This is a genomic window from Plastoroseomonas hellenica (genome assembly GCF_018129085.1).
In the GTDB taxonomy this organism is placed as follows: domain Bacteria; phylum Pseudomonadota; class Alphaproteobacteria; order Acetobacterales; family Acetobacteraceae; genus Plastoroseomonas; species Plastoroseomonas hellenica.
Genome location: NZ_JAAGBB010000011.1, coordinates 38180 through 62749 on the forward strand (window position 1 = coordinate 38180; position 24570 = coordinate 62749).

A 24570-nucleotide genomic window follows, 5' to 3' on the forward strand; every position below is an offset into this window, starting at 1 on the left:
GGTCTCGGCGGCGCCTGGCATTCCGCGGTGCTCGCCAAGACACCCTGTCTTGGCTCCGCCCCGCGAAACACCAGGCACCACCGATCCCAGCGCGATCATCGGATGCCCTGCTGAGATTGCCAGGCTAGCCGCCATACCGGCGGATCGTCAGAGAGGCGATCCTCTCCAACGCCGCCCGCGCAACACCGCCGCTTCGATGGCGCTGCGGGTGATGCCGATATCGGCGAGCATGCGGTCCTCGGCTTCGCCAAGCACCCGGATGGCCTCGCGCCGGCGCAGCTCCTGGCCGAGCGCGTGCAGGCCGTCCCTGACCCAGCGCGCCAGCGGTAGCAGCAGGCCCGAGGAGAAGCCGGATGACAGCGGGAGCCGCGTGGTGTGGCTCATGATCGCATTCCCTTCGCGACGCTTCGAATGACATTGCTTCGGGACAATTAGGCCGAGTATTGTTCAGATCAATCGAAACATTGATCTCGGTGCAATATGGCGATGGCAGCCTATGTGGCGCTTGCGGACCGGCTCGCGGAAGAGATCGCCGAAGGGCGGCTGAAGCCCGGCGACCGGCTGCCGCCGCAGCGGCAATTCGCCTATGAGCGCGGCATAGCGGTCTCGACGGCGAGCCGCATCTATACGGAGCTGCTGCGTCGCGGATTGGTGGTCGGCGAAGTCGGGCGCGGCACCTTCGTCTCCGGCCAGCCGCGCCAGCTCCCTGCCGCCGCGATGCGGGAGCCGGGGAATCCCGGCGTCGACCTCGAGTTCAATTTCGCCATCCTGCCGGAGCAATCGGCACTGATGGCGAAGAGCCTCTCCACTCTCAATGATCCGGAGGCGCTGCAGATTGCCCTGAGCCCCATCAGCAGCGCCGGCACCGCGGCGGCGCGGCGGCTCTTTGCCGGCATCCTCCGCCGAGAGGGATGGGAACCGGCGCCGGATACGCTCCTGTTCACGAGCGGCGGCCGGCAATCCATCGCCGCCGCCATGGCGACGCTGGTCCCGACCGGCGGGCGCTGCGGCGTCGAAGCCATCACCTACCCGCTGGTAAAGGGCATCGCGGCGCGGCTCGGCGTGACGCTCGTGCCGCTCGCGATCGACGAGGCCGGGGTTCGTCCCGACGCGATCGAGAAGGCGCATCGCGAAACCCGGCTCTCGGCGCTCTACCTCCAGCCCACCCTGCACAATCCGCTGGGGATGACGATGCCCGCCGAACGGCGCCGAGCGATCGCGCGGCTGGCGGAGACGCTCGGCATCACCGTGATCGAGGATGCGATCTATGGCTTCCTCGCCGACGAGCCGCCGCTCGCCGCCTTCGCGCCGGAGCACTGCATGCTCGTCGATGGCCTGTCGAAGCGTGTGGCGCCCGGGCTCACCCTGGGCTTCGTCAGCACACCGCCGCGTTTTCGGGAAACCCTGATGGCAGCGATCCGCGCCTGCGGCTGGATGGCCAGCGGCCACGCCACCATGATCATGGAAAGGATGGCCGCGGACGGCACCATCGCCGAGCTGGTGAAGCGCAAGCGGGAGGATGCCAGGCGGCGCCAGCGCGCCGCGGCGGAATGCCTCGCCGGCCTCCAGATCCAGGCGGATCCGCGGGCCTACCACCTCTGGCTGACCTTGCCCGAGCACTGGCGGTCCGAGGCCTTCGTGGCCGCCGCCGCTCGCCGCGGCATCACGCTGACCCCGTCCAGCGCCTTCGCCGTCGGCGCCGGCCACGCGCCGAACGCGGTGCGGCTGGCGCTCGCCGCGCCGCCCTTCGAGCAGTTGCAGGAAGCCCTGCGCACGCTCGCGCGTATGCTGCATGCGCGCGAGACGTACGACTTCTCCGAATAGAGCGTGATGACTTGAGGCATCACGCCGCCAGGAAGTCCATCACCGCGCGCACCGCCGGCAATTGGCCGCGCCGATGGGTGGTCAGCATGGTGGTCGTGACCGTCCCGGCGGTGCAGCCGGGCAGGATACGGACCAGCGCGCCCTGTCCGATCGCGGCACGCACCATCGATTCCGGCAGGCAGGCGATGCCGAGCCCGGCGGAGGCCGCCCGCATCAGCACCATCGATTCATCGGCGATGAGCCGCGGCCGCGGCGACACCGCGACCGCCTGCCCCGCCGCGTCGGTGAGACGCCAGACCACCGCGTCGCCGCCGACGAGCAGCCCGTCATGCGCCGCGAGATCCGCGGACGCGGCCGGCGCACCGCGGCGCGCGACATAGAGCGGCGCGGCGACGAGGATGATCGCCTCGGCTGACAGCCGCCGCTGGATCAGGCCGGAATCCGGCAGCGGCGCGAAATGGCTGCGCACCGCGATATCGAACCCCTCATGCACGAGGTCGACGAAGCGGTCGGTGACGTGCAGTTGCAGCAGCAGCTTGGGATGCGCCTCGGCGAGCGCCGGCAGGCGCGCCGCGAGCTGGGATTGCGCGGTCGGCACCGAGGCGGTGATGCGCACGGTGCCGCTCGGCTCCGCCAGGCGGCGGCGCACCACATCCTCCGCCGCCTCCGCCTCGATCAGCGCGGCGCGGGCATGGCCGTAGAAGTCGCGCCCCAGCTCGGTCAGCAGGAAGCTGCGGGAGGTCCGGTGGATCAGCCGCGCGCCGAGCCCCTCCTCCAGCGCCGCCACCCGCTTGCTGATGGTCGATTTGGGTGCGCCGATCCGCCGCGCCGCGGCGGCGAAGCCGCCGCTGTCCACCGCCTGCACGAAGACGCGGAGATCATCGAGGTTGACCATGGATCGTCCACAAGAAGAGACTTCGAGGCCATGATCCGGCATCTACAGCCCCGAAGTCCACGCCAACACTTCCCGGCAGCGAAGGCAGCGCCTTCCCGGCAGGAAAGACAGGCTTCATGGATCCGATCCTCTTCTACGGCGTGCCCTCGGGCTGCTCCTTCGGCTCGATCGTCGCCCTCGAATGGCTGGGCCGGCCCTACCGGCTCTGCCGCGTCGCGATGCCGGATGTCGTCACCAGCGACGCCTATTGCCGCATCAACCCGGTCGCCGAGACGCCGGCCCTGATCACCGCCGAGGGCGAGGTCATCGCCGAGAGCCTGGCGATCCTGAACCACCTCGGTGCTCTGAGCCTCGACCGCGGCCTCTCCTTCCCCCAGGGCACGCGCGGCTTCGACCGGCTCAACCAGATGCTGGCCTTCCTCAACACCAGCTTCTTCAATGGCTTCAGCCCGCTCTTTCACATCCTGGAGCACGAGGTGGAGCCGGGTGCCCGCGCCGCGCTCCGCGCCTATGGCGCCGCCAAGCTCGCCAAGGCGCATGCCGACCTGGAGGCGATGCTCGGCGATGGACCCTGGCTGCTCGGCGACCAGCGCAGCCTGGCCGACGCCTATTTCATCGGGGTCGCACGCTGGACGGAGTATCACGACGTACTCGACCGCCGGGACTATCCGGGCCTGCAGCGCCTGTTCGAGGCGCTGGAGCGCGACCCGGCGGTGCAATTCGCGCATGCGATCGAGCGCGGCGAAGCGCCGCCGCCCGGCCCGGCCTTCCGAGGCGAGATCAGCCTCGACGACGCCCTGCGCCAGCCTCGCGCCGGCTGACGGCAGAGGCGCCTGCCGGACCCGCCTCAGCCTCCGGCCGGCTCCTCCCGGATCCCGTCCACCCGATCCGGGTAGAAGGCGAGATGCTGACCGATCGCGGCAACCGCCGGATAGGGATCCTCATAGCTCCAGACGGCATTGGCCGACCGGTCTCCGCCGCTCGGGATGCTGAAATAGCTCGCGGCCCCCTTGTACGGGCAATAGGTGTGGTGATCGGTCGGCTGCAGCAACGCCATCGCCACGTCCTTGCGCGGGATGTACTGCACCGGCGGATATTTGGATTCCTGCAGGGTCAGGGCGTCGGTGCTGTCGGCGATGACCTGGCCGGCCACCGTCACGATGACCCGCTTGGGATTCGGCTCGATCGTGATCGGGTGATCCGGACCAGGGACCATGATCGGCTCGGATGACATGGCAATCTCCTCCGGCGTGGCGCCATGACGGGAGGATACACGGGGGTGTGGCGCCGATCACCGCCCGGCTGGTTCGACCGGCCCCTTGCCGATCCTTGCATCCGCCGCACTTCAGAAACCACGCCGGACACCCGGCGTTGCCCAGCAAACCACGGCCACTTGGCCGGCGTTCTCCAGGCCCCGTGACCTGGCGGCGCCATCCAGCGAAGCCCGGGGGCATCAGGGGAGCAGCCACCACATGAACGCCATCGACCCGCGCGCCTCGGGTGCCACCCGGCAGGTGCTTTCGGATCGCTACCAATCCGTGCGCACCCGGACGGAAGAACTCGCCGAGCCGCTCTCGCCCGAGGATCAGGTGGTGCAGTCCATGCCGGATGCCAGCCCGACCAAGTGGCACCGCGCGCACACCACCTGGTTCTTCGAGACTTTCCTGCTGCTGCCCTTCCTGCCGAGCTATCGGCGCCTCAACGACGACTACGCCCTTCTCTTCAACTCCTACTACGTCGCTGCCGGGCCACGGCATGCGCGGCCCCGGCGCGGGTTGCTGACCCGGCCGTCCTGTGCCGAGGTCGCAGCCTATCGCACGGCGGTGGATGAGGGCATGGCGGCGCTGCTGCGCGACCCGCCGAAGGAGGCGGTGCCACTGATCGAGCTCGGCCTGCAGCACGAGCAGCAGCACCAGGAGTTGCTGCTGACCGACATCCTGCATGCGCTCGGCGGCAATCCGCTGAACCCGGCCTATGACCCAGCCTGGCAGGAACCGCGCGGCGCCACCGGCCCGGAGCGCATGCTGGACGGGCCGGAAGGGGTGGTCGAGATCGGCCATGACGGAAGCGGCTTCGCCTTCGACAACGAAGCGCCGCGGCATCGTGCCTTCCTGGCGCCCTATCGCATCGCCGACCGGCTGGTCGGCAATGGCGAATGGCTCGCCTTCATGGAGGATGGCGGCTACCGCGAGCCACTGCTCTGGATGAGCGATGGCTGGGCCGCCCGCGAGGCCGAAGGCTGGGAAGCACCGCTCCATTGGGAGAAGCGCGACGGCGGCTGGATGCAGTTCGGCCTGGGCGGGCTGCGACCCCTCGATCCCGACCTGCCGGTGCGGCACATCTCCTGGTACGAGGCCGATGCCTTCGCGCGCTGGGCCGGCAAGCGCCTGCCGACCGAACAGGAATGGGAAGCCGCGGCGTCCCTGCCCGGCCTTGCCGATCTCGAGGGGATCGCCTGGCAATGGACCGGCAGCGCCTATCGCCCCTACCCCGGCTTCCAGCCCTGGGCCGGCGCGGTCGGCGAATACAACGGCAAGTTCATGATCGGGCAGATGGTGCTGCGTGGCGGTTCGCTGGCGACGCCGCCCGGTCACACGCGCCCGAGCTACCGCAACTTCTTCCCGCCCGGGGCGCGCTGGCAGTTCACCGGGCTGCGCCTGGCGGAGGACGTGGCGTGAGCGGCGCCCTCTCCCGCAGCCCGGCCGAGGCGCAGCGCGCCGCGCTGATCGCCGATGCCCTGGCGGGGCTTTCCGCCGCGCGCAAGACGCTGCCCTGCAAATGGCTCTACGACGCCGAGGGCTGCGCGCTGTTCGAAGCCATCACGCGACTGCCGGAATACTACCCGACGCGGACGGAGACGCGGATCCTGCGGGAATGCGGGCCGGCGATCGCGGACGCGATCGGGCCCGGTGCCGCGGTGGTGGAATTCGGCCCCGGCGACGGCGCCAAGGCGGTGCTGCTGCTGCGGGCGCTGGCCGCGCCTGCCGCCTATCTCCCCGTCGACATCGCGCCGGAATGGCTGGATGCCGCGGCCGGCCGCGTCGCCTCGGCCTTCCCCGGGCTGCCGGTGCGGCCGGTGGTCGCCGATTTCGCCCAGCCTTTCGACCTCGCCGGGCGGGCGGATGGCAGCGCCACGCATCTCGGCTTCTTCCCGGGATCGACCATCGGCAATTTCGAGCCGGAGGAGGCGGTGCGCTTCCTCCGCCGCGCCCGCACCACCCTTCGCGCTGGCGCGCGCCTGCTGCTCGGCGCCGATCTCGTGAAGGATGCGCGGGTGCTGGAGGCCGCCTATGACGACGCCGCCGGCGTCACCGCCGCCTTCGACCTGAACCTGCTGGCGCGGCTGAACCGGGAAGCCGGTGCCGATTTCGACCTCGGCGGCTTCCGCCACGCCGCCATCTGGAATGCGGAGAAGGAGCGGATCGAGATGCATCTCGTCTCCCGCCGTGCCCAATCCGTGCGCCTGGCCGGACGTGTCTTCCGCTTCGCCCAGGGCGAGACCATCCATACCGAGAGCAGCCATAAATACCGGCCGGAGCGCCTGCGCGACATGGCGGCCGCGGCCGGCTGGCGGGCGGCGGCGATGTGGACGGATCCGGACGGCCTCTTTTCCGTCTGGCTGCTGGAGGGCTGAGGCGCATGAGCGCGACCGAGCCGCGCAAGGGCACGCCCGATCCGCAGCTCGGGGAGGCCGAGTTCCGCCGCCGCTTCCGCGGCCAGTTCGTGGACCCCGCCTTCGACGCCCTCGCGCCCGAACTCGATCGCATCACCAGCGCCGCCTGGGATGCCTATAGCCACCACCGCAAGGCGCCGCATACGCGCAAGGCAGGGCCCGGCTTCCATGACCCCGACTACGATCTCGCGACCGATTGGATCGCCGCGCGCGATGCCATCGCGGCCGCGCAGCGCCGACACGAGGATGCCGGCGGTCCCGCGCGCTTCCTGCTGATCAGCGGCTCCTCGCGCAGCGAGCACACCTGCCCGGGCGAGATGTCCAAATCCTACCGCCTGGTGCAGATGGCGCGGGACATCCTGCTCGCGGCTCCGGGGACCGAGGTGGAGGTGCTGGAGCTGCACCGGCTCTCATCCGAATACGGGCGCCATATCCATCCCTGCAAGGCCTGCTTCTCGACCTCGCCCGCGCTCTGTCACTGGCCCTGCTCCTGCTATCCGAATTACTCGCTCGGCCAGGTGCAGGACTGGATGAACGATATCTATCCGATGTGGGTCGCGGCGCATGGCGTCATGATCGTCACCCCCGTGAACTGGTACCAGGTCTCCTCCCCCGTGAAGCTGATGATGGACCGGCTGGTCTGCGCGGATGGCGGCAACCCGGACCCGACGCTCACCCAGGGCAAGGATGCGGCGCGCGCCAAGGCGATCGAGCTCGCGGGGTGGGACTATCCGCGGCACCTCGAGGGCCGGATCTTCTCGGTCATCGTGCATGGCGACGTGGAGGGGGCGGAGAATGTGCGGCGCAGCCTCTCCGACTGGCTGCGCTTCATGCATCTGATCCCGGCGGGGACGCTCGCGGAGGTGGATCGCTACATCGGCTACTGGAAGCCCTACGCCACGAACCACCAGGAGCTGGATGCCGATGAGCCTTTCCAGGAGGAGGTGCGGAACGCGGCGCGCACGCTGCTGGAAGCGGTCGTCGCGAAGCGCCGGGGGCAGCGCGCCACGGCCGGCGAGGCGTTGCGGCAGCCCCGCCAGAAATGAGGCGGCCGCCGCGCGCCTGAACGCCTGAACACCCCTGACGGCACCACGCAGCCGTGACCGCCTGGCCTGCTCGCCTGCGGAGCGGAGCAGGCTGCCGATCAGCACCGCGTCATCGCCGCGCTGATCGACCCGCACCGCGCGCCGAGCGTGAAGGCCTGGGCCGCCGCCCAGCCTAGGCGCGGCTGTTCATCAGCATCCCGACGCTCGGCGAATACGATAAGGGGAGGACGATCCGGCGCGGTTCCCGCTGTCCTGATCCGCGGATCGGACGCGGCGCCGAACGGCACGCGATCCCCCTGTACCGCCGCCCTTCGATGGCGGCGCGAGCCAGGGTCAGAGCACGGCAAGCGTTAACGGCGTGTATCGGGTGCGCGTGCACAGCTCACCCCCAGAGGCGCCGCCGCATGGCGCTCCGCGACAGGATGGCGAAGACCGCGAGGCCGCCGATGACGGAGACATGCTCCAGCGCCACCGTCAGGTCGCGGAAGGCCGCCTCCCCCTCCTTGGCCCAGAAGGGATGCGCGATCGGGATGGTGAGCAGGGTGAAGACCGCAAGCGCGCCGGTCGCCAGCCAGGTCCAGCGATCGAGGATGATCAACAGCGAAGCGCCGATCTGCAGGGTGAGCGTCGCCGCGTTGAAGGCCCAGCCGGGCGTCAGGCCGAAGCCTTCCATCTCAGCCGCGCCGGCGCTGACATCGACCAGCTTGCCGATGCCGGCCGACCAGAAGACCAAGGTCAGCAACACCCGCGCCAGGATATCGAAGGCGCGCGATTCCAGGATCACCGCGATGGCGCAGGGCATGGAGGCGCCGGCCCGCGGCGGCGCCAGCAGGGCGCCGAGCGCATGGGCGCTTTCGATGGTGGTGAACTTGTCGCCGGCCATCGGCGCCGGCGCCCTCGAATCCTTGGTCATGTCGGCCCTCCCGTCGCGACGCGGTGTCGCCAGCCGACAGGGTTTGTAAAACCTCAACCAAGATTGAGGTCAAGTCGCGTCCATTCCGATGACGACGGGAAAGCAGCCACGTGGCGCAGCTGATACGAGGCAAGACTTCGCCTCAGGTGCCAGCCCCCACACGGATGACGTTGTACAGATGGCGCCCGAGGTACAGATCGAAGCCGGCAAGAAGAGTCCAGGCCGAGCAGTAAACCCAGAATATCATGCGGGCCTTGGACACACCCGACCTCTCCCATCCGAGATCCGGAGCGGCTATTTTCTCCTCCAAGCGTGAAACGTAATTCCACTTGGTGACTATTGGTGCCAGGTGACGCCACACGATGCCGTGCCCTGGCTCGACCGCACCTGGCGGCTCCGGCGCGTGGACGACCTGCCGGTCTGGTCCCTCTCCTGCCTCTATGTGCGCAAGGGCTATCGCCGGCGCGGCGTCACCGCCCAACTGATCGCGGCGGCGCTGGAGGCCGCGCGCCGCGCCGGGGCGCCCGCGCTCGAGGCCTATCCCTTCGATGCCGCGGTCTCGCCGAGCGCCTCCGGCAGCGGCTATGCATCGACCTTCGCGCGCGCCGGCTTCAAGGTCGTCGCGCGGCGCGCACCGGCCCGCCCGATCATGCGTCATGATCTGAGCGGATCGGCCCGCCATGCTAGCTTCCCCGCATGACCGGCTCTGACCAGTTCTGCCCGATCCCGCGGGCCCATGCGGCGCCAGCGCCATGAGCATCCGCATCGTCCGCCTCGGCACGCCGCGCCTGCCGCGGGAAGGCACCCGGATCGGCACCGTGCGGCGGCTGCCCCGCGGCATCAGCAAGGAACGCTACGCGGCGGAGGATTGGTTCGACGTCTGGTACCCCGAGCTCGCGCCGAGCGCCGCGCTGGTGACGCGGGCCAAGGCCGCCGCCACGGCGGAGGAATGGCGCGCCTTCATCCGCGCCTTCCGGGCGGAGATGAACCAGCCCGCGCCGCGGCGCACGCTCGATCTCCTCGCGGCACTCTCGCACGGCGCCGATTTCTCGGTCGGTTGCTACTGCGCGGATGAGGCCCGCTGCCATCGCTCGGTGCTGCGGGAACTGCTTGCCGAACGCGGCGCCACGCTCGCCTGATCCCGCCCCGACCGGTCCGTATCACGGACCCGAGGGTGCGCTGGGAAAGAGCACCGGCAACCTCTGTTCGGCGGCGGTCCAGCTCCGGACGTGGTACCGCCGCAGAAGGGCGACACTCACCGCGAAAGCGATGGCCCCCGGGACCACCACGGCACCAACGGTGACGCCGAGGAGCGTCTTCGTCACCACGCCCACGAAGACGCCGGCGATGGCGCTGGCAATCACGCTCACCAGCCCCGCCGTGCTCATGAAGGACTGCCAGCGCGACGGCTTGAGCGCCTTGTCGGTCAGAAGGGCCTCGTCGTCGTCATGCGTGGCGTGGACCAGGTATTTTTCCACCGACGGTGCCAGCTCGACATAATAGTGCCGCGCCCGCGCGATGCCGCGCGCATGCACCATGTCTTCGATGGCGACCTGGACCGCCCGCACGAAGGTGACGAGGCCAATGAAATAGAGGCAGGGCAGCAGGATCAGGCTGAACAGCACGAACGGCGCGCCCATCTGCGTGACCTGCGCGACGAAGGCGAGCGCGATCGTCGCGCTCGAGACCGACGTCAGGAACAGGTTGGCGCGTTGGTTCGCCTCCTGGATCGTCGCCGCCCGGGCGGTCTGCAGCACGAAGTGTTCGGTCGTCAGGCATTGCAGGACGTGGCGGGTCTCGGCCTCGTCCGCGTGCTGCTCGACAGTGTCCTTGCGTCCATGCTGTGACATCGCTTCCGCATCACTTCCGGAGGCAATCTCGTTCAAGAACGGCCGACGCCTTCGCCGGTTCCATCGCCGCAGCCGTCCGGAACGCCCTGCCCAGGCGCGGCAGCCGGTGACGACCGTAAAATCACGCGGTTGATACCAGGCATCGCGTTCACGATGCGGTTCACACCCGCACATCGCCCCCGCGCGAAGGAACCTGCCCGGCGGGCGCGCTTTACCCATCCGCGCAACGCGGTTCTTGAGGAGGGTCTGGCGGTGCCCGAGGAATTGGAACTGAAGCTCGAGCTGTCCCGCCGTGCCGCCGATGTCCTGGCGGCCTCCGACCTGTTCGGAGAGGCAAGGGCGAAGGCGGACCAGCATGCGATCTATTTCGACACGCCCGATCAGGCGCTGTTCCAATCCGGCCTGTCTCTCCGCATTCGTCGCTCAGGCCAGCAGCGCGTGCGGACGGTGAAGGCGGAGAATGCCAAGTCAGCCGGCTTCTTCGCCCGCCCGGAATGGGAGCGGCCGGTCAGCAGCGACAGGCCGGTGCTTGATGGCCGCACGCCGATCGCAGGGCTTTTGAAGGATCGGCCGGACGTCATCGCGCCGGCCTTCGAGGTCCAGGCCGAACGCCGGACCTGGATCCTGGACGAAGAGGGCGCCAGGATCGAGCTCGTCATCGATCGCGGCGCGGTGCGCGCACTCGAACGCATCATACCGCTGTATGAAATCGAGTTGGAGCTGAAGACCGGATCCCCTGCATCGCTCTTCGCGCTGGCGCGTGGGATCGATGCGATCGCGCCCATCCGGATCGGCGTGCTGAGCAAGGCCGAGCGGGGCTATCGCCTGCTCGGCCCGGCGAAATCGGCCCACAAGGCTGAACCGGTCGCGCTCGACCTGGAAATGGCCGCCGCGGAGGCCTTCCAGGCGATCGCACGCTCCTGCCTGCGTCACTACCGTCTGAACGAAGCCATTCTTCTCGAGCGGCGCGAGGCCGAGGCGCTGCACCAGGCGCGCGTCGCGATCCGGCGCCTGCGCTCGGGCTTCTCGATCTTCAAGGCCATGCTGACCGATCGGCAGGCCGCGCGCCTCCGGCATGGGTTGCGCAATCTCGGCGTGGTCCTGGGCGAGGCCCGCAACATCGACGTGCTTATCCGGCAGGCCGGCACCGGCAGCCTGCATGACCGGCTGTCCCAGGCCCGCGACGCCGCCTACACCGAGGTGGAGAAGGCATTGGCGTCCGATCATACGCGCGCCGTGATGCTCGATCTCGTCGAATGGCTGGCGATCGGCGACTGGCTGCAGGATCCTGAGACCCAACAGCTTCGCGACATGCCCGCCCGAAGCTTCGCCGAAGAGGCGCTCGACCGCTTCCGGAGGAAGGTGAAGAAGCACGGCAGAGACCTCGAGAACCTGCCGGACGAGGCGCGCCACGAGCTACGCAAGGACGCCAAGAAGCTGCGCTACGCCGCCGCCTTCTTCGTCGCGCTGTTCAACGGCAAGCCGGAGCAGCGCCGGCTCGCGAAGTTCGTTGACGCGCTCGAGGAGCTGCAGGACCAGCTCGGTGCGCTCAACGATCTGGTCACGGCTCCCGCAGTCCTCGGCAAATATCGCCTCGCGGCGCATCCCGATGCGAAGGCGCTGCTGGGGAAGGGCAAGAAGCCCAGGCTGCTCGATGCGGCCGCGGCGGCGCATGGCGATCTGCTCGACGCCAAGGCCTTCTGGTGACGAAGGCGCCTCAGACGCAGGGCACAGAAGAGCCGTTCTCAACCTTCGGATAGCCGTTAGACATGATAGGAGCGCTCCGACTTTGCGTGGGGGCGCCCGCAACGACGGCGGGAAGAATCCCGGCAGGTACAGGCTTCGCCGCTGAAGGATTGAGGATGCTGACCCGATTTGCCCTGGGGCTGGGCCTTCTCCTACAGACCGGGTGCGGGATCGCGCCTTCGCCTGCCGAGCGGCGCCCGTCCTTCGCGCCGGATCAGCCCATGGTGTCCTGCGCTGGCGATCCTTCCTGCCGCTTCCTGACAGCCGGCGAAATCAGGCTGGCCGCCGGCATCTTCGGCAACAGGATCGACTACGCCGCGGTCCGCGTCTTCGACAGACCCGGCGGCATCCTCGGCCATTTCACCAGCAGCACCGCCCTGCGGAACGACATCCGCATCCATGATCCATCCAGCTACGCCGGTGATTTCAGCCAGGCGCCGCCCGCGCTGCGGGCGCTGTTCCTGCATGAAATGACGCATGTCTGGCAGTACCAGTCCGGCTGGAATTTCGTGCAGGAAAGGGTCGGCGAGTTCGTGAGGCACGGCTTCGACCGAGGAGCCGTCTACGAATACGCGCTGAACCGGCCCCACCTGTCCGATTATTCCACGGAACAGCAGGCCAATATCGTCGCGACATATCACGCCCGGCTCAGCGAGGCGGCGGATGCCGGAGACGCCGGAAGAAGGCGTTCCTTGTGCGAGGCCGTCCGCGCCCATGAAGCCATCCTGTCGACGGAGCTGCCGTTGCAGAGATCCCATCTCTGCTCGAACCTTCGGGGAGGCAACACGGCGCCACGCGTCATTCCCTGAGAGCGTTCACGGCCCGGCCGGCACCGCTGCGTCGACTGGAGACCAGCTTCAGCCAGGGCGCCGCATGGAAGGCGCTCATCAGCGCGTACATCAGGCCCATGCCGCTCAGCGGTGACGCATCCTGCGCGGCCGAGCAGAGGACATCCGGCGGGCCGCCGCCGAAACCCGTCAGCAGCGCCATGACCGCGAAGCTCGGCGCGGCCGCGAGGCAGAGCAGGTCGGCAGCGCCGCCGGCGGCCGCCTTGCCGCCGCCGGCGCCGGCCGCCGCGGCTTGACGCTGGGCCGCCATCATCATGGCGGCTCCACGACTATCCCCGGATATCCCGCTCGTGCCGGTCGAGGGGGGCCACATCATCATGTCAGCCATCGCCGTACTCGTCATGCCGGCGCCACCAGACACCGCTCTCGTTCCGCCCGAGCGGCGCACGGTCGAGCCACTGGTAGGAACCCCAGAGGCCATCCAGCCCCCGCGCATAGGTGGAATAGGTGTGATGGACCACGCCGTCCCGCAGCACGAAGGCGCTCATGCCCGGGCGGTCGCGCGTGTAGCCGGGCGCGTCGGTTCCGCAGGTCGCCGCGAGCTCGGCGACGGGCGGCGGCACCGGCGCCATGTCCATCGCGTGGCCGCCGCGCTGGTAATTGTACTCGATCTCGCCCGCGCGCTGCTGCGCCTCGGTGAAGAAGACATTGAAATCGGCATTGAAATCGCTGCCGAAGGAGGAGGCCCAGGGGAAGCTCCAGCCCATGCGCTGCTTGTAGGCCCGCAGCTTCGCGAGCGGTGCCAGCGACACGGCCGTCAAGGTGACGTCATGGTTCGCGAGATGCACGGCAAAGCCGTCGAACCCATCCGCGATCATCGAGCAGGAGGGGCAGCCCGCCTTCCAGTCCGGCCCGAACATGAAGTGGTAGACCAGAAGCTGGGAGCGCCCGCGGAACAGCTCCGCCAGGGTCGCGCCGCCGGCATCGGTGTCGAAGCGATAGGGCTTGTCGATCTTGACCCAGGGCAGCGCCTGGCGCTGCTCCGCGAGCGCATCGCTCTGGCGGGTCAGCGCCTTCTCGGCCGCCAGCAGCGCGCGCCGGGCGGCCAGCCATTCCTCCCGCGTCCCGGTCCTCGGCTCCGTCATCATCCTTCCCTCCTTGGTGGGTGGTGCCGGGATGGACTAGGACCGGGGATCGGGAGGGCGGGAGTGACAAGTGTGGCGGGATTCCGATGGACTCGCTGATCACGGCCGCGGCCCGGGCGCTCGCCGCCGGGGATCCGCTCGGCGCGCTGAACCGGGTGGCGCTGCGCGAGGATGCGCCGGCGCTCGCGCTGCGCGGAATCGCCATGGCGCAGCTCGGCGATTTCGATCGCGCCAAGGCGCTGCTGCGGCGCGCGGCGCGCGGCTTCGGTGCGCGGGAGATGGTCGCCCGCGCGCGCTGCATCGTGGCGGAAGCCGAGGTCGCGCTGGCCTCCCGCGATCTCGGCTGGCCCGCCAAGGCGCTGGATGCGGCGCGAGTGGTGCTGGAGGAGCATGGCGATACCGCGAATGCCGCGCATGCGCGCTACCTCGCGGCGCGGCGCCTGCTGCTGATCGGACGGCTGGACGACGCCGAGCAGGCGCTCGCCACGCCCGACCCCGCGCTGCCGCCCGCCCTGCGCGCGGCCCATGCGCTGGTGGCCGCGGGCATCGCGATCCGCCGCCTGCGGACGGGGCCCGCGCGCGCAGCGCTCGTCCGCGCCGGGCAGGCAGCGCGGGAGGCGCGCATCCCCGCGCTGATGCTGGAGGTCGAGAGCGCATCGCGCGTGCTGGCGGCACCCGCGGCGCGGCTGATCGCGCGCGGCGCGGAACGCCCGCTGCTGCTCGAGGAGGTGGAGGCACTGCAGGACCGCCCCGCGTTGATCGTGGATGCCTGCCGCCATGTAGTGCGCGGCGCGGGTGCCACGGTGACGCTTGCCACGCGCCCGGTGCTCTTCGCGATCGCGCGGGCGCTCGCCGAGGCCTGGCCGGGCGACGTGACGCGGGATGCGCTGGTCGCGCGGGCGTTCCGCGCGAAGGAGGCCGATGAATCGCACCGCGCGCGGCTGCGCGTCGAGGTCGGGCGGCTGCGCGCGGCGCTGCGGAGCCTCGCCGGCATCGGCGCGACACAGCGGGGCTTCACGTTGGTGCCGCGCGCGGCCGAAGTCCTGGTGCTGGCACGGCCGGTGGAGGAACGGCATGCGGCAGTGCTCGCCTTCCTCGCCGATGGCGAAGCCTGGTCGAGCTCGGCGCTCGCACTGGCGCTCGGCGCCAGCCAGCGCAGCGTGCAGCGCGCGCTGGATGCACTGGCGGCTTCGGGCAAGGTGCAGGGCTTCGGCCGCGGCCGGGCACAGCGCTGGATGACGCCATCGGTCCCGGGTTTCACGACCGCCTTGTTACTCCCGGCGCCGCTGCCCGAGTGATTAGGAGAGAGGCGTCAACCGAGCGACAGGAGACAGAGACATGAAGCGATCCGACGCCGAGATCCTCCGCGAATACGGACCCTTTCCGGAGGTCGAGCAGGTGGCTGGCGTCACCTTCGACGGGAAGCAGGTCTGGTTCGCCTCCGGCAACAGGCTGAACGCCATCGATCCCGAGAGCGGCAAGCGGTTGCGGTCGATCGATGTCCCCGCGCATGCCGGCACCGCCTTCGACGGGCGGCACCTCTTCCAGATCGCGGAGGACCGCATCCAGAAGATCGACCCCGAAAGCGGCCAGGTGCTTGCCACCATCCCGGCACCCGGTGGCGGTGGGGATTCGGGCCTCGCCTGGGCCGAAGGCACGCTCTGGGTCGGGCAGTACCGGGAGCGGAAGATCCACCAGATCGATCCGGAAACCGGCACCGTCCTGCGCAGCATCGAGTCCAACCGCTTCGTCACGGGCGTCACCTGGGTCGGGGACGAGCTCTGGCATGCGACCTGGGAAGGCGACGAAAGCGCGCTGCGGCACATAGATTCAGAGACCGGCGAAGTGCTGGAGGAGCTGGCGATGCCGGAGGGCGCCGGCGTCTCCGGCCTCGAATCCGATGGCCGCGACCGGTTCTTCTGCGGCGGCGGCAATAGCGGGAAGCTGCGCGCGGTCCGCCGGCCCAAGTGAGCCTCCGCGATGGGCCGCGGCGCCGCGCCGAGGCCCGTCGACTTCACGAGGCCGCCAATGGCCGGCCGCCAAGGAAGTTTCCGTTGGAGCCCGACGGCTGAATCGAGCATCGTCGTATTCGTTGCGATAGCGGTCGCAGCCTGGCTCTGCGGATGGGGCATCATGAACCTCGGCGTCTGGTCACATTCCATTGCCGCCGGGCGCGGCGGTTTGGCGCCATGACCGACCGCACGAGCCCCAACCAGCCGGTCCATGTCCTGCTGCTGCGGCTGGCATGGGACCTCATCGCCTTCTTTGCCCTCTTCATCGCCCCCTTCGTGATCCCGCTCTATCTGCCGCTGCCTTTTGCCGTCGCCTTCTGGATCCTGGCGATGCTCGGCGAATGGGTGGAGAACCGGCTGCGCGGCCAGGTGGACACCACCTATGCCTGGATGCTGGGGGCGTGCTTCGGCCTGAGCTGGGCGGTGGCGAAGCTGGTGCCCGGGACACTCCCCGGCATCGGTGCCGGCATCGCCTGTTTCTGCTTCCTCCTCTGGCTGCAGAGCCTCTGGAAGAGGCTGCTGGGGCTGAAGGTCCAGGCGGGGCTGAAATTCGATCGCGAGGCCTCGGCACCGCTCTGCAGGGAAACAGGGCCCGCCCCCGTGACCGGCGCCAGCGCCTGGGGCGGGCCGGCGCCCGTGACGCCGGAAGGCGAGACACTGCGCGTACTCTCCTATGGCGAGTTCGCCATGGGCGGTCCCGTCTCCTGCGAGTACCTGTTCCCCGACGGCAGCCTCATCCTTGGCGCCGGCGCATCGACGGGCTTCTCGCCCGATGGCCGCTATTTCGTCGCACCTCTCCCGTCCCGGGAGGGCTGGGGCCTGCTGATCTACGACCGGCGCGATCGCCTTCTCTACCGCTGCCAGGAGGCGAACAACTTCTGGGAAATCGACCGCGTGGACGACACGACGGTGTATGGGCGGAACGGCCCGCCGGACCGGAGCAAGGCCTATGCGGCCAGGATCGAGGACCTGATCGCCCATTCCAGCAAGGAGGGCATGGTCGCGGTGCGCGACCTCTGGATCCCCGAGAAGGACTGGGACCATATCCAGAGGCAGCGGGACAGGTCCTTCCCGGCAGCCCCCGAAGGTGGCCCGGCGATCACCTTGGTGCCGCATCTTCCCCCGAGCCTCATGGCGCTCGAAGCGCCGCTGCATCCCATCTACTACCCGAAGGCCGAGTTGGCCGTGGATGGCGTGGCAAGCGGCTTCCTGATCTCGACGAACTATCCTGAAGCCGTCTGGCGCGGTGATGGCCGTGCCCTGGTCTCCGAGGCGGAGGCCAAGGACGGCGACGGGGAAGAGGCCTATCGCCTGTGGACGGCCGAGAATGGATGGCGAAACCTTCCGAAAGGCCGGGATCTCCATGACAGCACACCGCCTGCCCATCGCGATAAGCTCTCCGGCGTCGATGCCGCTTGCCTGACGGCCGATTGGGAATTGTTCCAGCCGATCCTCACTCATGACAGCTTCGGGCAAATCAGCGGCTACGGGCATTCGCCCCTTGAGATCGGCCGCCGGTCACATCCCGCGCCGGTGTTCCAGCAGCTACTGCCTCTGGCGGATGACGGGCGTGACGACGAACGTCTTGAAAGCGCGTCGCTGAAGAATGGAAAACGGCTCGTCTGGCGCTTCCTGCGCAAGGATGAGGAGCTGTCGCGCCAAGTCTATGCCTGTGCGCTCGACGGCCGCCCCCTGGATGGCGAATGGCTGCTCGACCATCGGCTATCCGCCGATGGCCGCTTCGCCGCGATCGTCGCCTATGCGCCGCCGCCGCTCATCCCGCACCGCGTTGCCATCCTGGATGCGGATACGGGTTCGCTCGCCTGGCTGAGCGGGGATTTCTGCGATCCGCAACTCCAGGGCTTCGGCGAGGACAGCCTGCACTTCGTCCATCTGGTCGGCCGCGTCCATGATGGTCCGGATGGCACGGCTCATCCAGCGGTGGACGGGCAGCCGCCCAGGGCGGACGAAGCTGTCCCGCCGCTCGATGAGGTGCGGGCATTCATGAGGCGTCGCCAGGGTTCCTGCCTCCACTATCGTCGAACCACGGCCACCTGCCGGAATGGCGAGTGGCGAACGGATTCCGGCATGCCCTCGCGGCCGGCCCCGATCTGACGCGGTCTTCACCACCATGGAGTGGTCCCCTCACCCCATGCGGGCCGCGACGACGGGCATGGCCGCTAACCCCCGGCGCTCAGGGCGGGGTAATCGATGTAGCCTCGCGCGGTGCCACCGAAATAGGTGTTGTGGTCAGCCTCGTTCATCGCTGCATCGGCCTTCAGCCGCACGGACGCTTGATGGAGAATGCCGGTTCCGATGCGAGGTCTCCGCGGCTTACTGCTAGCGACTGGGCTCCCTGAAGTGCGGATCTCGTTCGAATAACTCGATCAGCAACTCGGTGAGGACCCGGATCTTCCTTTCGGGATGCTGGCCCGGCGGGCGCACGACAAAGGCGCCTGCCCGGGGCAGCGGGTAGCGAGGCATGATCGGAACGAGCGCTCCGGAGGCCAGGTAATCGTGGATGATGCAGCTGGGAAGGCGGGCGATGCCTAGTCCCGCCGCAGCGGCGACGGCGAGCGCCGTGCCGTTATCGGCCTTGAACTGTCCTCGGGGCTGCATTTTGACGATCTCGTCGCCGTCCATGAACTGCCAGGTTTCGGTACCCTGCATGAGGACCTGATGGGAAACGAGGTCCTCCGGCGTCTCAGGTGAACCGTGGGCCGCGATATAGTCCGGGCTCGCGACCAGCGTTCCGTAGATCGGCCCGACGCGCCGTGCGACCAGATTGGAATCCCGAAGGATGCCGACCCGGATCGCGCAATCGAAGCCCTCCGCGACGAGATCGACGAAGCGATCGCTGTAGGACGCATGGATGTGCAGTTGCGGGTGCCGTCGCGACATTTCCGCGAGCATGGGCGTGAAGTGCGTCGGACCGAAAGTGAGCGGCATGGCGATCCGCAGACGACCGCGGAGGTCGCCGTCCGGCAGGATCGTTTCCCGAGCCGTGTCGATCTCAAGGCAAGCTCTGGCTGCATAGTCTCGGAACAACGCCCCGGCCTCCGTCAGCGCGGCGCCGCGGGTCGTTCGTGCGACGAGCTGCACGCCGACATCCGCTTCGAGGCGGATCAGTCGTCGGCTGACGATGGATTTGGAAATGCCGAGCCGGCGCGCGGCAGCGGAAACGCCTCCGGCATCCGCAACCTCGACGAATGTCTGCAGATCCTCGATCTCCATCCGGCGTTCCTCATTCTGCGACACAGCTTCGCGCGCTGCGGCGCTACCGTATCGCTTGAAGGGACGGCAAAACAAGGCGGCGTCCCGCGGCGGATCGACCCGGCACACGCTTACCGACGACATCCAGAGGAGGATTTAAAATGACCTTTCGCAATGGCCTGAAGTCGCTTCTGCGTCCTGAGGACTCAGTCCTGGTCCTGATCGATCATCAGGCCTTCCAGCTCGCGGGACTGGGAAGTCATGATCCCCAGACGGTGGTCAACAACACGGCCGCGCTGACGAAGCTGGCGAAAGCTTTCAATGTTCCGACCATTCTTACCAGCGTGCTCGCGGCCCGCGGTGGCCTTCTTTTCAAGCAGATCACTGACGTCTTCCCGGACCAGGAAGTGATCGATCGGACCTGGGTGAACACCTGGGAGGACAAGAAGGTGGTGGACCTGGTCAAGGCGACCGGCCGCAAGCAACTGATCATCGCAGGCCTGTGGACCGAAGTCTGCGTTGCGATGCCCGCGATCCAGGCCGCCGGCGAAGGCTGGGATGTGACCGTGATCACCGACGCGTCCGGCGGAGTTACGAAGGAGGCTCACGAGGTCGCCATCCAGCGCATGATCGCGGCCGGCGTGAACATGATGACTTGGATGGCTCTTGCGGGCGAGTGGCAGCGGGACTGGGCGCGCACCGAGCACGTCGAAGCGCTGACTGAAATCCTGATCTCGCACCTCGGCGGCAGCGGCATCGCCTACCTCTGGGAGCAGCAGTTGCTCAACACGCCGGTGCCGAGCGCCGCTGGCTGACCAAGCCGGATGGCGAGAAACGGCGAGATGCGTCGCGAGACGACGGACCTGGTGCCGCGGCTCGCCATCCCCTTTGTACCAGGTGCCGAGAAGGTCCGGCGATCCAGAGCAGATCCCGATCGGATGATTCCATCCGATCGGGATCTGCTCTAGCCGGCGCTTTCGCGGGCGTCTGCACCGGAAAGACGATCTGATGGCTGACGCGAGCTTGGGGCAGACGATCGCGCCTGCGGTTGTCCTGATGGGAGCGGCGGTGGTTGCCGTGCCGCTGTTCCGGCGGATCGGCCTCGGGTCGGTCCTCGGCTACTTCGCCGCCGGCGTGCTGGTGGGGCCATCGGTGCTCGGCCTGTTCACCGATGCTCAGTCTATCCTGCATTTCTCGGAGCTCGGGGTGGTGATGTTCCTGTTCGTGATCGGACTGGAACTGCGCCCGCCCAAGCTCTGGGCCATGCGTGGCCAGATCTTCGGGCTGGGGCTTGCCCAGGTCGCCGGCGCAATCACGGCCCTCGCGCTGACGGGCGCGGTGGTGTTCGGGCTGTCGAGTTCGGTCGCCTTCATCGCGGGGGCGGGCTTCGTCCTGTCCTCGACCGCCGTCATCATGTCGGTGCTGCAGGACCGCGGCGAGATGTCGAACGCGGAGGGCCAGAAGTCGGTTGCGATCCTCCTGTTCGAGGACCTGATGATCGTGCCGCTTCTGGCGGTGGTCGCCTTCCTGTCGCCTCTGGCGCAAGGGCAGACGGGATGGACAGGCATACTGGTGGCTGTGGCCGCGTTGTCCGTGCTCCTGGCAGTGTCGCGCTGGGGTCTGAACCCGTTCTTCGCCCTTCTGGCGCGGGCGCGGACGCGCGAGGTGCTGACGGCGGGCGCTCTGCTGGTGGTCCTCGGCGCGGCTCTGCTCATGGAGGTCGCCGGGCTGTCCATGGCGATGGGCGCCTTCCTCGCCGGGGTGATGCTGTCGAGTTCGAGCTACCGGCACCAGATCGAAAGTGACATCGAGCCGTTTCGCGGCCTGCTCATGGGGCTGTTCTTCCTGGCCGTCGGCATGTCGCTCGACCTCGCCGTCGTCGCGGCCGAATGGCGGCTCCTGCTGTCCCTGCTGGCCGCCTTCATGGTCGCGAAGGGGGGCGTGGTCTATGCGGTCGCCCGGCTGTTCGGCGGCTCCGGCCGCCAGGCGCTGCACCGAACCTCGATGTTCCTGCAGGGCGGCGAGTTCGCCTTCGTGCTCTACGCCGCGGCGGCGTCAGGCGGCGTGATCGATGCGCGGCAGAACGCGCTATTCTCCACCGTCGTGATCCTGTCCATGGCCCTGACCCCGCTGTTCATGATCGCGGCGGACAAGCTTCTTCGTGCCGAAGCGTCGATGGAGGGCGTCGACGCCGCCCGCGATCTGAAGGGGCGGATCCTCCTCATCGGCTTCGGCCGCTTCGGCCAGATCGCTTCGCAGGCGCTGCTGTCGAAGGGCGCCGACCTCGCCGTCATCGACAAGGATCCCAACCGGATCCGCGATGCGGCACGATATGGATTCAAGGTCTACTTCGGCGATGGCACCCGGCTCGACGTCCTGCGCCACTCCGGCGCCGGAGTGGCCGATGCGATCATGATCTGCATCGACGATCCCAAGGATGCGCTGCAGATCGTGGAACTGGGGCAGCACGAATTTCCTCAGGCCAGGCTCCTGGTGCGCAGCTATGACCGTGGACATGCCGCGGATCTGATCCGCGCCGGTGTCGACTATCAGATTCGCGAGACGGTCGAGTCCGCCTACCTGATGGGAGCGGAGGGCCTGCGGGCGCTGGGCTTTGCCGATATCGACGTCGAAGAAGCCGCCGAGGACATCCGCCGGCGCGATACGGAGAGGCTGGCCGAGCAGGTCCAGGGTGACGCCATGTCGGGCAGCGGCAGGTTCTTCCTCCAGCCCGTCCCGGAACCGCTGAGTGGACCGTCGCGTCAAGGTGCCCCTCACAGCTGACGATGCCGCACGACGCCCCGGATGCGACGGGAGCGTGTCGGCCCGCCTTGGCGCTGACCGTGCCAGCAACAGGATCAAGGAGGTCCAAAACATCAATGCCCACGCTGTACTATGCACCCGGTGCCTGCTCGCTGGCGCCCAACATCACACTTGAATGGATCGGCAGGCCGTACGAAGCGGTCAAGGTGCAATACGGCTCCGACGCACTGCTTGCGGTGAACCCCGCGGGCGCGGTGCCCACTCTTCGTGAGGATGATGGCTGGCTTCTGACTCAAGCCGGCGCCATCCTGGACTATCTCGCGCACAAGCACCCCGAGGCCATGCTTGCCGGCGGCAACGGCCTGCGCGCCAAAGCCGAAGCGCATCGCTGGTCCGCATTCTTCACGTCGGACATTCACGCCGCCTTCTGGCCGATCTTCATGCCGTCCCGCTACACGACCGACGCGCGTGATGCCGCGCGCAAGGCCGTGACGGAAGCGGGGCAGCAACTGGTGGCGAGGCAATTTGCCATCCTCGACCGGCACCTCGACGGACGCGACTATATCCTCGACGGCGGACGCTCGATCATCGATGCCTATGCGTTTCCCATGATCCGCTGGGCAACGAAGCTGCTGCCTCACCAACTGAACGCGTACCCCAATGTCCAGGCGCTGCATGACAGGATCGCAGCCGATCCGGCGGTGCAGAGAGTGCTGGCGCGCGAGCAAGCCGCTGGCCACGCGTAGCGAGAGGACTGATGGTCGCAGCTCGGCCAGCCAAGCGTCAGTCGCGCGATATGGACAGCCCCGCGAGAAGCGGAGCGTAGGCGGCGAGCCTGCGGGACATGAACTCCGTGAAGAGCCGCACGCGCTTCGTCGTGCGTGTCTCCCCCTGCGTGAGAAGCCAGACCGTTCCGTACATGTGCAGCTCGGTGCCCGGCACCCTCACCAGCAGGGGGTCGGCATCTCCGACGAAGCAGGGCAGTGTCGTGATCCCGAGCCCTCGCCGCACAGCAGCGATCTGCGCCCCGGCGTCCGTGGTCCTGAATGGAACCCCCGTGGTGCGAACCTCACCCTCGCTGGCCCAATCCGGGATTCCATGAATGCTTATGACGATCCACCGGATGGGATCAGGCGCGCCCGCACGCCATGCGGCTAGTCGATCGCGGGACATGTAGACGCCGCCGAACAGCTCCGGTCCCTTCAGGCCGTGAAGATTGAGCGGCAGGGTCTTGCGGTCGTAGACGACGCGGATCGCCACGTCGGCCTCTCGGTTGGTCAGATTTGCCAGCTCGCCGGACGACAGGATTTCGATCTCGATGTCCGGATGCAGACGCGCGAAATCGGCGAAGTCCGGCATGAGGAGATGTGTCGCAAGCGGCGGTGCCATCGTTACCCGCAGACGCCCGCGCACGCTCTGGTCGCGCCCGAAGACGCGCGTCTCCAGCTGGTGCGACGACGCTTCCATCTGGTTCGCGAGCTCGAGGACCTCCTCGCCCGCCGCCGTCAGGCGGTAGCCGGAAGGCAGCTTTTCGAACATGTGCGCCCCGAGGTGTTCCTCGAGCTGGGCGATGCGTCGCAGCACCGTCGAGTGGTTCACCCCGAGGCGCTCGGCAGCGGCCCGCAGTGAGCCTCCGCGCGCCACGGCCAGAAAATAGCGGACGTCATCCCAGTCGATCATGGTGCAATCCGGCACCGCGCGGTGCGCCTTCCAAAGCCCGAATCTAACCCATCGAACAGCAGCACGGGCGGTCGTCATAGCCTATGCCGACGCGCGCGGCCCATTCCAAACGGCGGACACCGATCGTCGCGGCTGGCGTCAGTCCTCCAGCCGGATCGATTTCGCACCACCGGTGTGCGCACTTCCGCACTCAATGCCCGGCCTGGCGGACCCATCTCGAGGTTCTCGGGGGCCCCTCCGAACGACCAAACGGAGTCTGAAGGAAGTCATGGGAAAGCTTGAGGGTAAGGTTGCAGTCATCACGGGCGGATCGAGCGGCATGGCGCTGGCGAGCGCCAAGCGGTTCGTTGAAGAAGGCGCCTATGTTTTCATCACGGGTCGGAGGCAGGAGGCGCTGGACGAGGCCGTCAAGCTGATCGGCCGGAACGTGACCGGCCTGCGCGGCGACGCGTCCAATCTCGACGACCTCGACCGCCTGTTCGATACGGTCAAGCGGGAAAAGGGCAAGATCGACGTCCTGTATGCGAGCGCCGGCACGGGCGAAGCCGCCCCACTGGGCGAGATTACCGAGCAGCACTTCGATGCGGCCTTCAACCTGAATGCGCGCGGCACGCTGTTTACGGTCCAGAAGGCGTTGCCGCTGTTCAACGATGGCGGATCGATTTTCATGACCGGGTCAGTTGCTTCGATCAAAGGCTTTCCTGGTTACAGCGTGTATGCGGCGAGCAAGGCGGCGCTGCACGCATTCGCACGCGGTTGGCTCAATGAACTGAAGGGCAGGAATATCCGGGTGAACGTGCTGCACCCGGGGCCGATCGCCACACCGATGCAGGACCAGGTCCTCACCGAGGAGGCGAAGCAGATGTTCGAATCCCTGATCCCGCGGGGAAAGATGGGTCGCCCTGAGGAAATTGCGGCGGTCGCGCTGTTCCTCGCTTCCGACGATTCGAGCTTCGTGAATGGGGTGGAGCTGTCCGTCGACGGCGGCTTCTCGGCCATCTGAATTCGCGCCGGATCGCCGG

25 protein-coding genes are annotated in these 24570 nt (G+C 68.3%); 15 read left to right on the forward strand and 10 right to left on the reverse strand.

What is annotated here, in order from left to right; genetic code table 11:
• Positions 1–147: 147 nt before the first annotated feature.
• A complete protein-coding gene (locus tag GXW71_RS10780) occupies positions 148–384 on the reverse strand; it encodes a DUF1127 domain-containing protein (protein WP_211852508.1) in 237 nt (78 codons plus the stop codon).
• 102 nt (positions 385–486) lie between these two features.
• Between GXW71_RS10780 and GXW71_RS10785 the strand changes: the two genes are divergently transcribed.
• Positions 487–1824, forward strand: coding sequence for an aminotransferase-like domain-containing protein (locus tag GXW71_RS10785; protein ID WP_211852509.1), 1338 nt, complete (start codon positions 487–489; stop codon positions 1822–1824).
• A 19-nt stretch (positions 1825–1843) separates the two neighbouring features.
• Here the strand turns inward: GXW71_RS10785 and GXW71_RS10790 are convergent, their stop codons facing one another.
• Positions 1844–2719 (reverse strand): LysR substrate-binding domain-containing protein, encoded by an 876-nt coding sequence (locus tag GXW71_RS10790; RefSeq protein WP_211852510.1) that lies wholly within the window; start codon positions 2717–2719, stop codon positions 1844–1846.
• A 116-nt stretch (positions 2720–2835) separates the two neighbouring features.
• Here GXW71_RS10790 and GXW71_RS10795 point away from each other — a divergent pair, with 116 nt between their 5' ends.
• Positions 2836–3540, forward strand: coding sequence for a glutathione S-transferase family protein (locus GXW71_RS10795; protein WP_211852511.1), 705 nt, complete (start codon positions 2836–2838; stop codon positions 3538–3540).
• Positions 3541–3566: 26 nt separating this feature from the next.
• Here the strand turns inward: GXW71_RS10795 and GXW71_RS10800 are convergent, their stop codons facing one another.
• Positions 3567–3953, reverse strand: coding sequence for a DUF427 domain-containing protein (locus GXW71_RS10800; RefSeq protein WP_211852512.1), 387 nt, complete (start codon positions 3951–3953; stop codon positions 3567–3569).
• Between the two features lie 238 nt (positions 3954–4191).
• Here GXW71_RS10800 and egtB point away from each other — a divergent pair, with 238 nt between their 5' ends.
• Genes egtB through GXW71_RS10815 form a run of 3 tightly spaced genes read left to right on the forward strand, consistent with a single transcriptional unit; the run spans position 4192 to position 7438 of the window.
• Positions 4192–5397: an ergothioneine biosynthesis protein EgtB gene (egtB, locus tag GXW71_RS10805; RefSeq protein ID WP_211852513.1), complete on the forward strand. Its 1206-nt coding sequence runs from the start codon at positions 4192–4194 to the stop codon at positions 5395–5397.
• Positions 5394–6353 carry an L-histidine N(alpha)-methyltransferase gene (gene egtD / locus GXW71_RS10810; RefSeq protein WP_211852514.1) on the forward strand — a complete coding sequence of 320 codons (960 nt, stop codon included), beginning with the start codon at positions 5394–5396 and terminating at the stop codon, positions 6351–6353. The genes egtB and egtD overlap by 4 nt, the downstream gene beginning before the upstream one ends.
• Before the next feature lie 5 nt (positions 6354–6358).
• A complete protein-coding gene (locus GXW71_RS10815) occupies positions 6359–7438 on the forward strand; it encodes a flavodoxin family protein (RefSeq protein ID WP_211852515.1) in 1080 nt (359 codons plus the stop codon).
• 382 nt (positions 7439–7820) lie between these two features.
• On the opposite strand, the gene GXW71_RS10820 is transcribed toward GXW71_RS10815, so the two are convergent.
• Complete coding sequence (locus GXW71_RS10820; RefSeq protein WP_246526465.1) at positions 7821–8351, reverse strand: DoxX family protein; 531 nt, start codon at positions 8349–8351, stop codon at positions 7821–7823.
• A gap of 349 nt (positions 8352–8700) precedes the next feature.
• Here GXW71_RS10820 and GXW71_RS10825 point away from each other — a divergent pair, with 349 nt between their 5' ends.
• Both GXW71_RS10825 and GXW71_RS10830 read left to right on the forward strand, forming a co-directional pair.
• Positions 8701–9051, forward strand: a complete 351-nt coding sequence (locus GXW71_RS10825) for a GNAT family N-acetyltransferase (protein ID WP_211852516.1) — start codon at positions 8701–8703, stop codon at positions 9049–9051.
• Between the two features lie 52 nt (positions 9052–9103).
• The gene (locus GXW71_RS10830; protein WP_211852517.1) at positions 9104–9490 is read left to right on the forward strand and encodes a DUF488 domain-containing protein; all 387 of its coding nucleotides are present in this window, start codon (positions 9104–9106) and stop codon (positions 9488–9490) included.
• A gap of 21 nt (positions 9491–9511) precedes the next feature.
• Here the strand turns inward: GXW71_RS10830 and GXW71_RS10835 are convergent, their stop codons facing one another.
• On the reverse strand, positions 9512–10237 hold the full coding sequence (locus GXW71_RS10835; protein WP_211852518.1) for a hypothetical protein: 726 nt from the start codon (positions 10235–10237) through the stop codon (positions 9512–9514).
• Between the two features lie 216 nt (positions 10238–10453).
• On the opposite strand from GXW71_RS10835, the gene GXW71_RS10840 reads away from it, so the two are divergent.
• A complete protein-coding gene (locus GXW71_RS10840) occupies positions 10454–11908 on the forward strand; it encodes a CYTH and CHAD domain-containing protein (RefSeq protein ID WP_211852519.1) in 1455 nt (484 codons plus the stop codon).
• Positions 11909–12099: 191 nt separating this feature from the next.
• Here the strand turns inward: GXW71_RS10840 and GXW71_RS10845 are convergent, their stop codons facing one another.
• From GXW71_RS10845 to GXW71_RS10855, 3 genes are all read right to left on the reverse strand, one after another.
• Positions 12100–12663, reverse strand: coding sequence for a hypothetical protein (locus GXW71_RS10845; RefSeq protein WP_211852520.1), 564 nt, complete (start codon positions 12661–12663; stop codon positions 12100–12102).
• An 82-nt stretch (positions 12664–12745) separates the two neighbouring features.
• Positions 12746–13051 (reverse strand): hypothetical protein, encoded by a 306-nt coding sequence (locus tag GXW71_RS10850; protein ID WP_211852521.1) that lies wholly within the window; start codon positions 13049–13051, stop codon positions 12746–12748.
• Between the two features lie 64 nt (positions 13052–13115).
• Positions 13116–13883 carry a DUF899 domain-containing protein gene (locus GXW71_RS10855; RefSeq protein WP_246526467.1) on the reverse strand — a complete coding sequence of 256 codons (768 nt, stop codon included), beginning with the start codon at positions 13881–13883 and terminating at the stop codon, positions 13116–13118.
• Positions 13884–13966: 83 nt separating this feature from the next.
• On the opposite strand from GXW71_RS10855, the gene GXW71_RS10860 reads away from it, so the two are divergent.
• From GXW71_RS10860 to GXW71_RS10870, 3 genes are all read left to right on the forward strand, one after another.
• Positions 13967–15178, forward strand: coding sequence for a helix-turn-helix domain-containing protein (locus tag GXW71_RS10860; protein WP_211852522.1), 1212 nt, complete (start codon positions 13967–13969; stop codon positions 15176–15178).
• A 40-nt stretch (positions 15179–15218) separates the two neighbouring features.
• Positions 15219–15851: a Vgb family protein gene (locus tag GXW71_RS10865; protein ID WP_211852523.1), complete on the forward strand. Its 633-nt coding sequence runs from the start codon at positions 15219–15221 to the stop codon at positions 15849–15851.
• Between the two features lie 218 nt (positions 15852–16069).
• Positions 16070–18007 carry a hypothetical protein gene (locus GXW71_RS10870; RefSeq protein WP_211852524.1) on the forward strand — a complete coding sequence of 646 codons (1938 nt, stop codon included), beginning with the start codon at positions 16070–16072 and terminating at the stop codon, positions 18005–18007.
• Positions 18008–18232: 225 nt separating this feature from the next.
• Here GXW71_RS10870 and GXW71_RS10875 read toward each other — a convergent pair whose 3' ends face one another.
• Positions 18233–19126, reverse strand: a complete 894-nt coding sequence (locus GXW71_RS10875; protein ID WP_211852525.1) for a LysR family transcriptional regulator — start codon at positions 19124–19126, stop codon at positions 18233–18235.
• Between the two features lie 140 nt (positions 19127–19266).
• Here GXW71_RS10875 and GXW71_RS10880 point away from each other — a divergent pair, with 140 nt between their 5' ends.
• The 3 genes from GXW71_RS10880 (at position 19267) to GXW71_RS10890 (ending at position 22614) form a co-directional block, all read left to right on the forward strand.
• Positions 19267–19920, forward strand: coding sequence for a hydrolase (locus tag GXW71_RS10880; protein WP_211852526.1), 654 nt, complete (start codon positions 19267–19269; stop codon positions 19918–19920).
• Positions 19921–20113: 193 nt separating this feature from the next.
• Complete coding sequence (locus GXW71_RS10885; RefSeq protein WP_211852527.1) at positions 20114–21889, forward strand: monovalent cation:proton antiporter-2 (CPA2) family protein; 1776 nt, start codon at positions 20114–20116, stop codon at positions 21887–21889.
• 95 nt (positions 21890–21984) lie between these two features.
• Positions 21985–22614 carry a glutathione S-transferase family protein gene (locus tag GXW71_RS10890; protein ID WP_211852528.1) on the forward strand — a complete coding sequence of 210 codons (630 nt, stop codon included), beginning with the start codon at positions 21985–21987 and terminating at the stop codon, positions 22612–22614.
• Between the two features lie 37 nt (positions 22615–22651).
• On the opposite strand, the gene GXW71_RS10895 is transcribed toward GXW71_RS10890, so the two are convergent.
• Positions 22652–23548 carry a LysR family transcriptional regulator gene (locus tag GXW71_RS10895; protein WP_211852529.1) on the reverse strand — a complete coding sequence of 299 codons (897 nt, stop codon included), beginning with the start codon at positions 23546–23548 and terminating at the stop codon, positions 22652–22654.
• A gap of 268 nt (positions 23549–23816) precedes the next feature.
• Between GXW71_RS10895 and GXW71_RS10900 the strand changes: the two genes are divergently transcribed.
• Positions 23817–24551 carry an SDR family NAD(P)-dependent oxidoreductase gene (locus GXW71_RS10900; protein ID WP_211852530.1) on the forward strand — a complete coding sequence of 245 codons (735 nt, stop codon included), beginning with the start codon at positions 23817–23819 and terminating at the stop codon, positions 24549–24551.
• Positions 24552–24570: the final 19 nt, after the last annotated feature.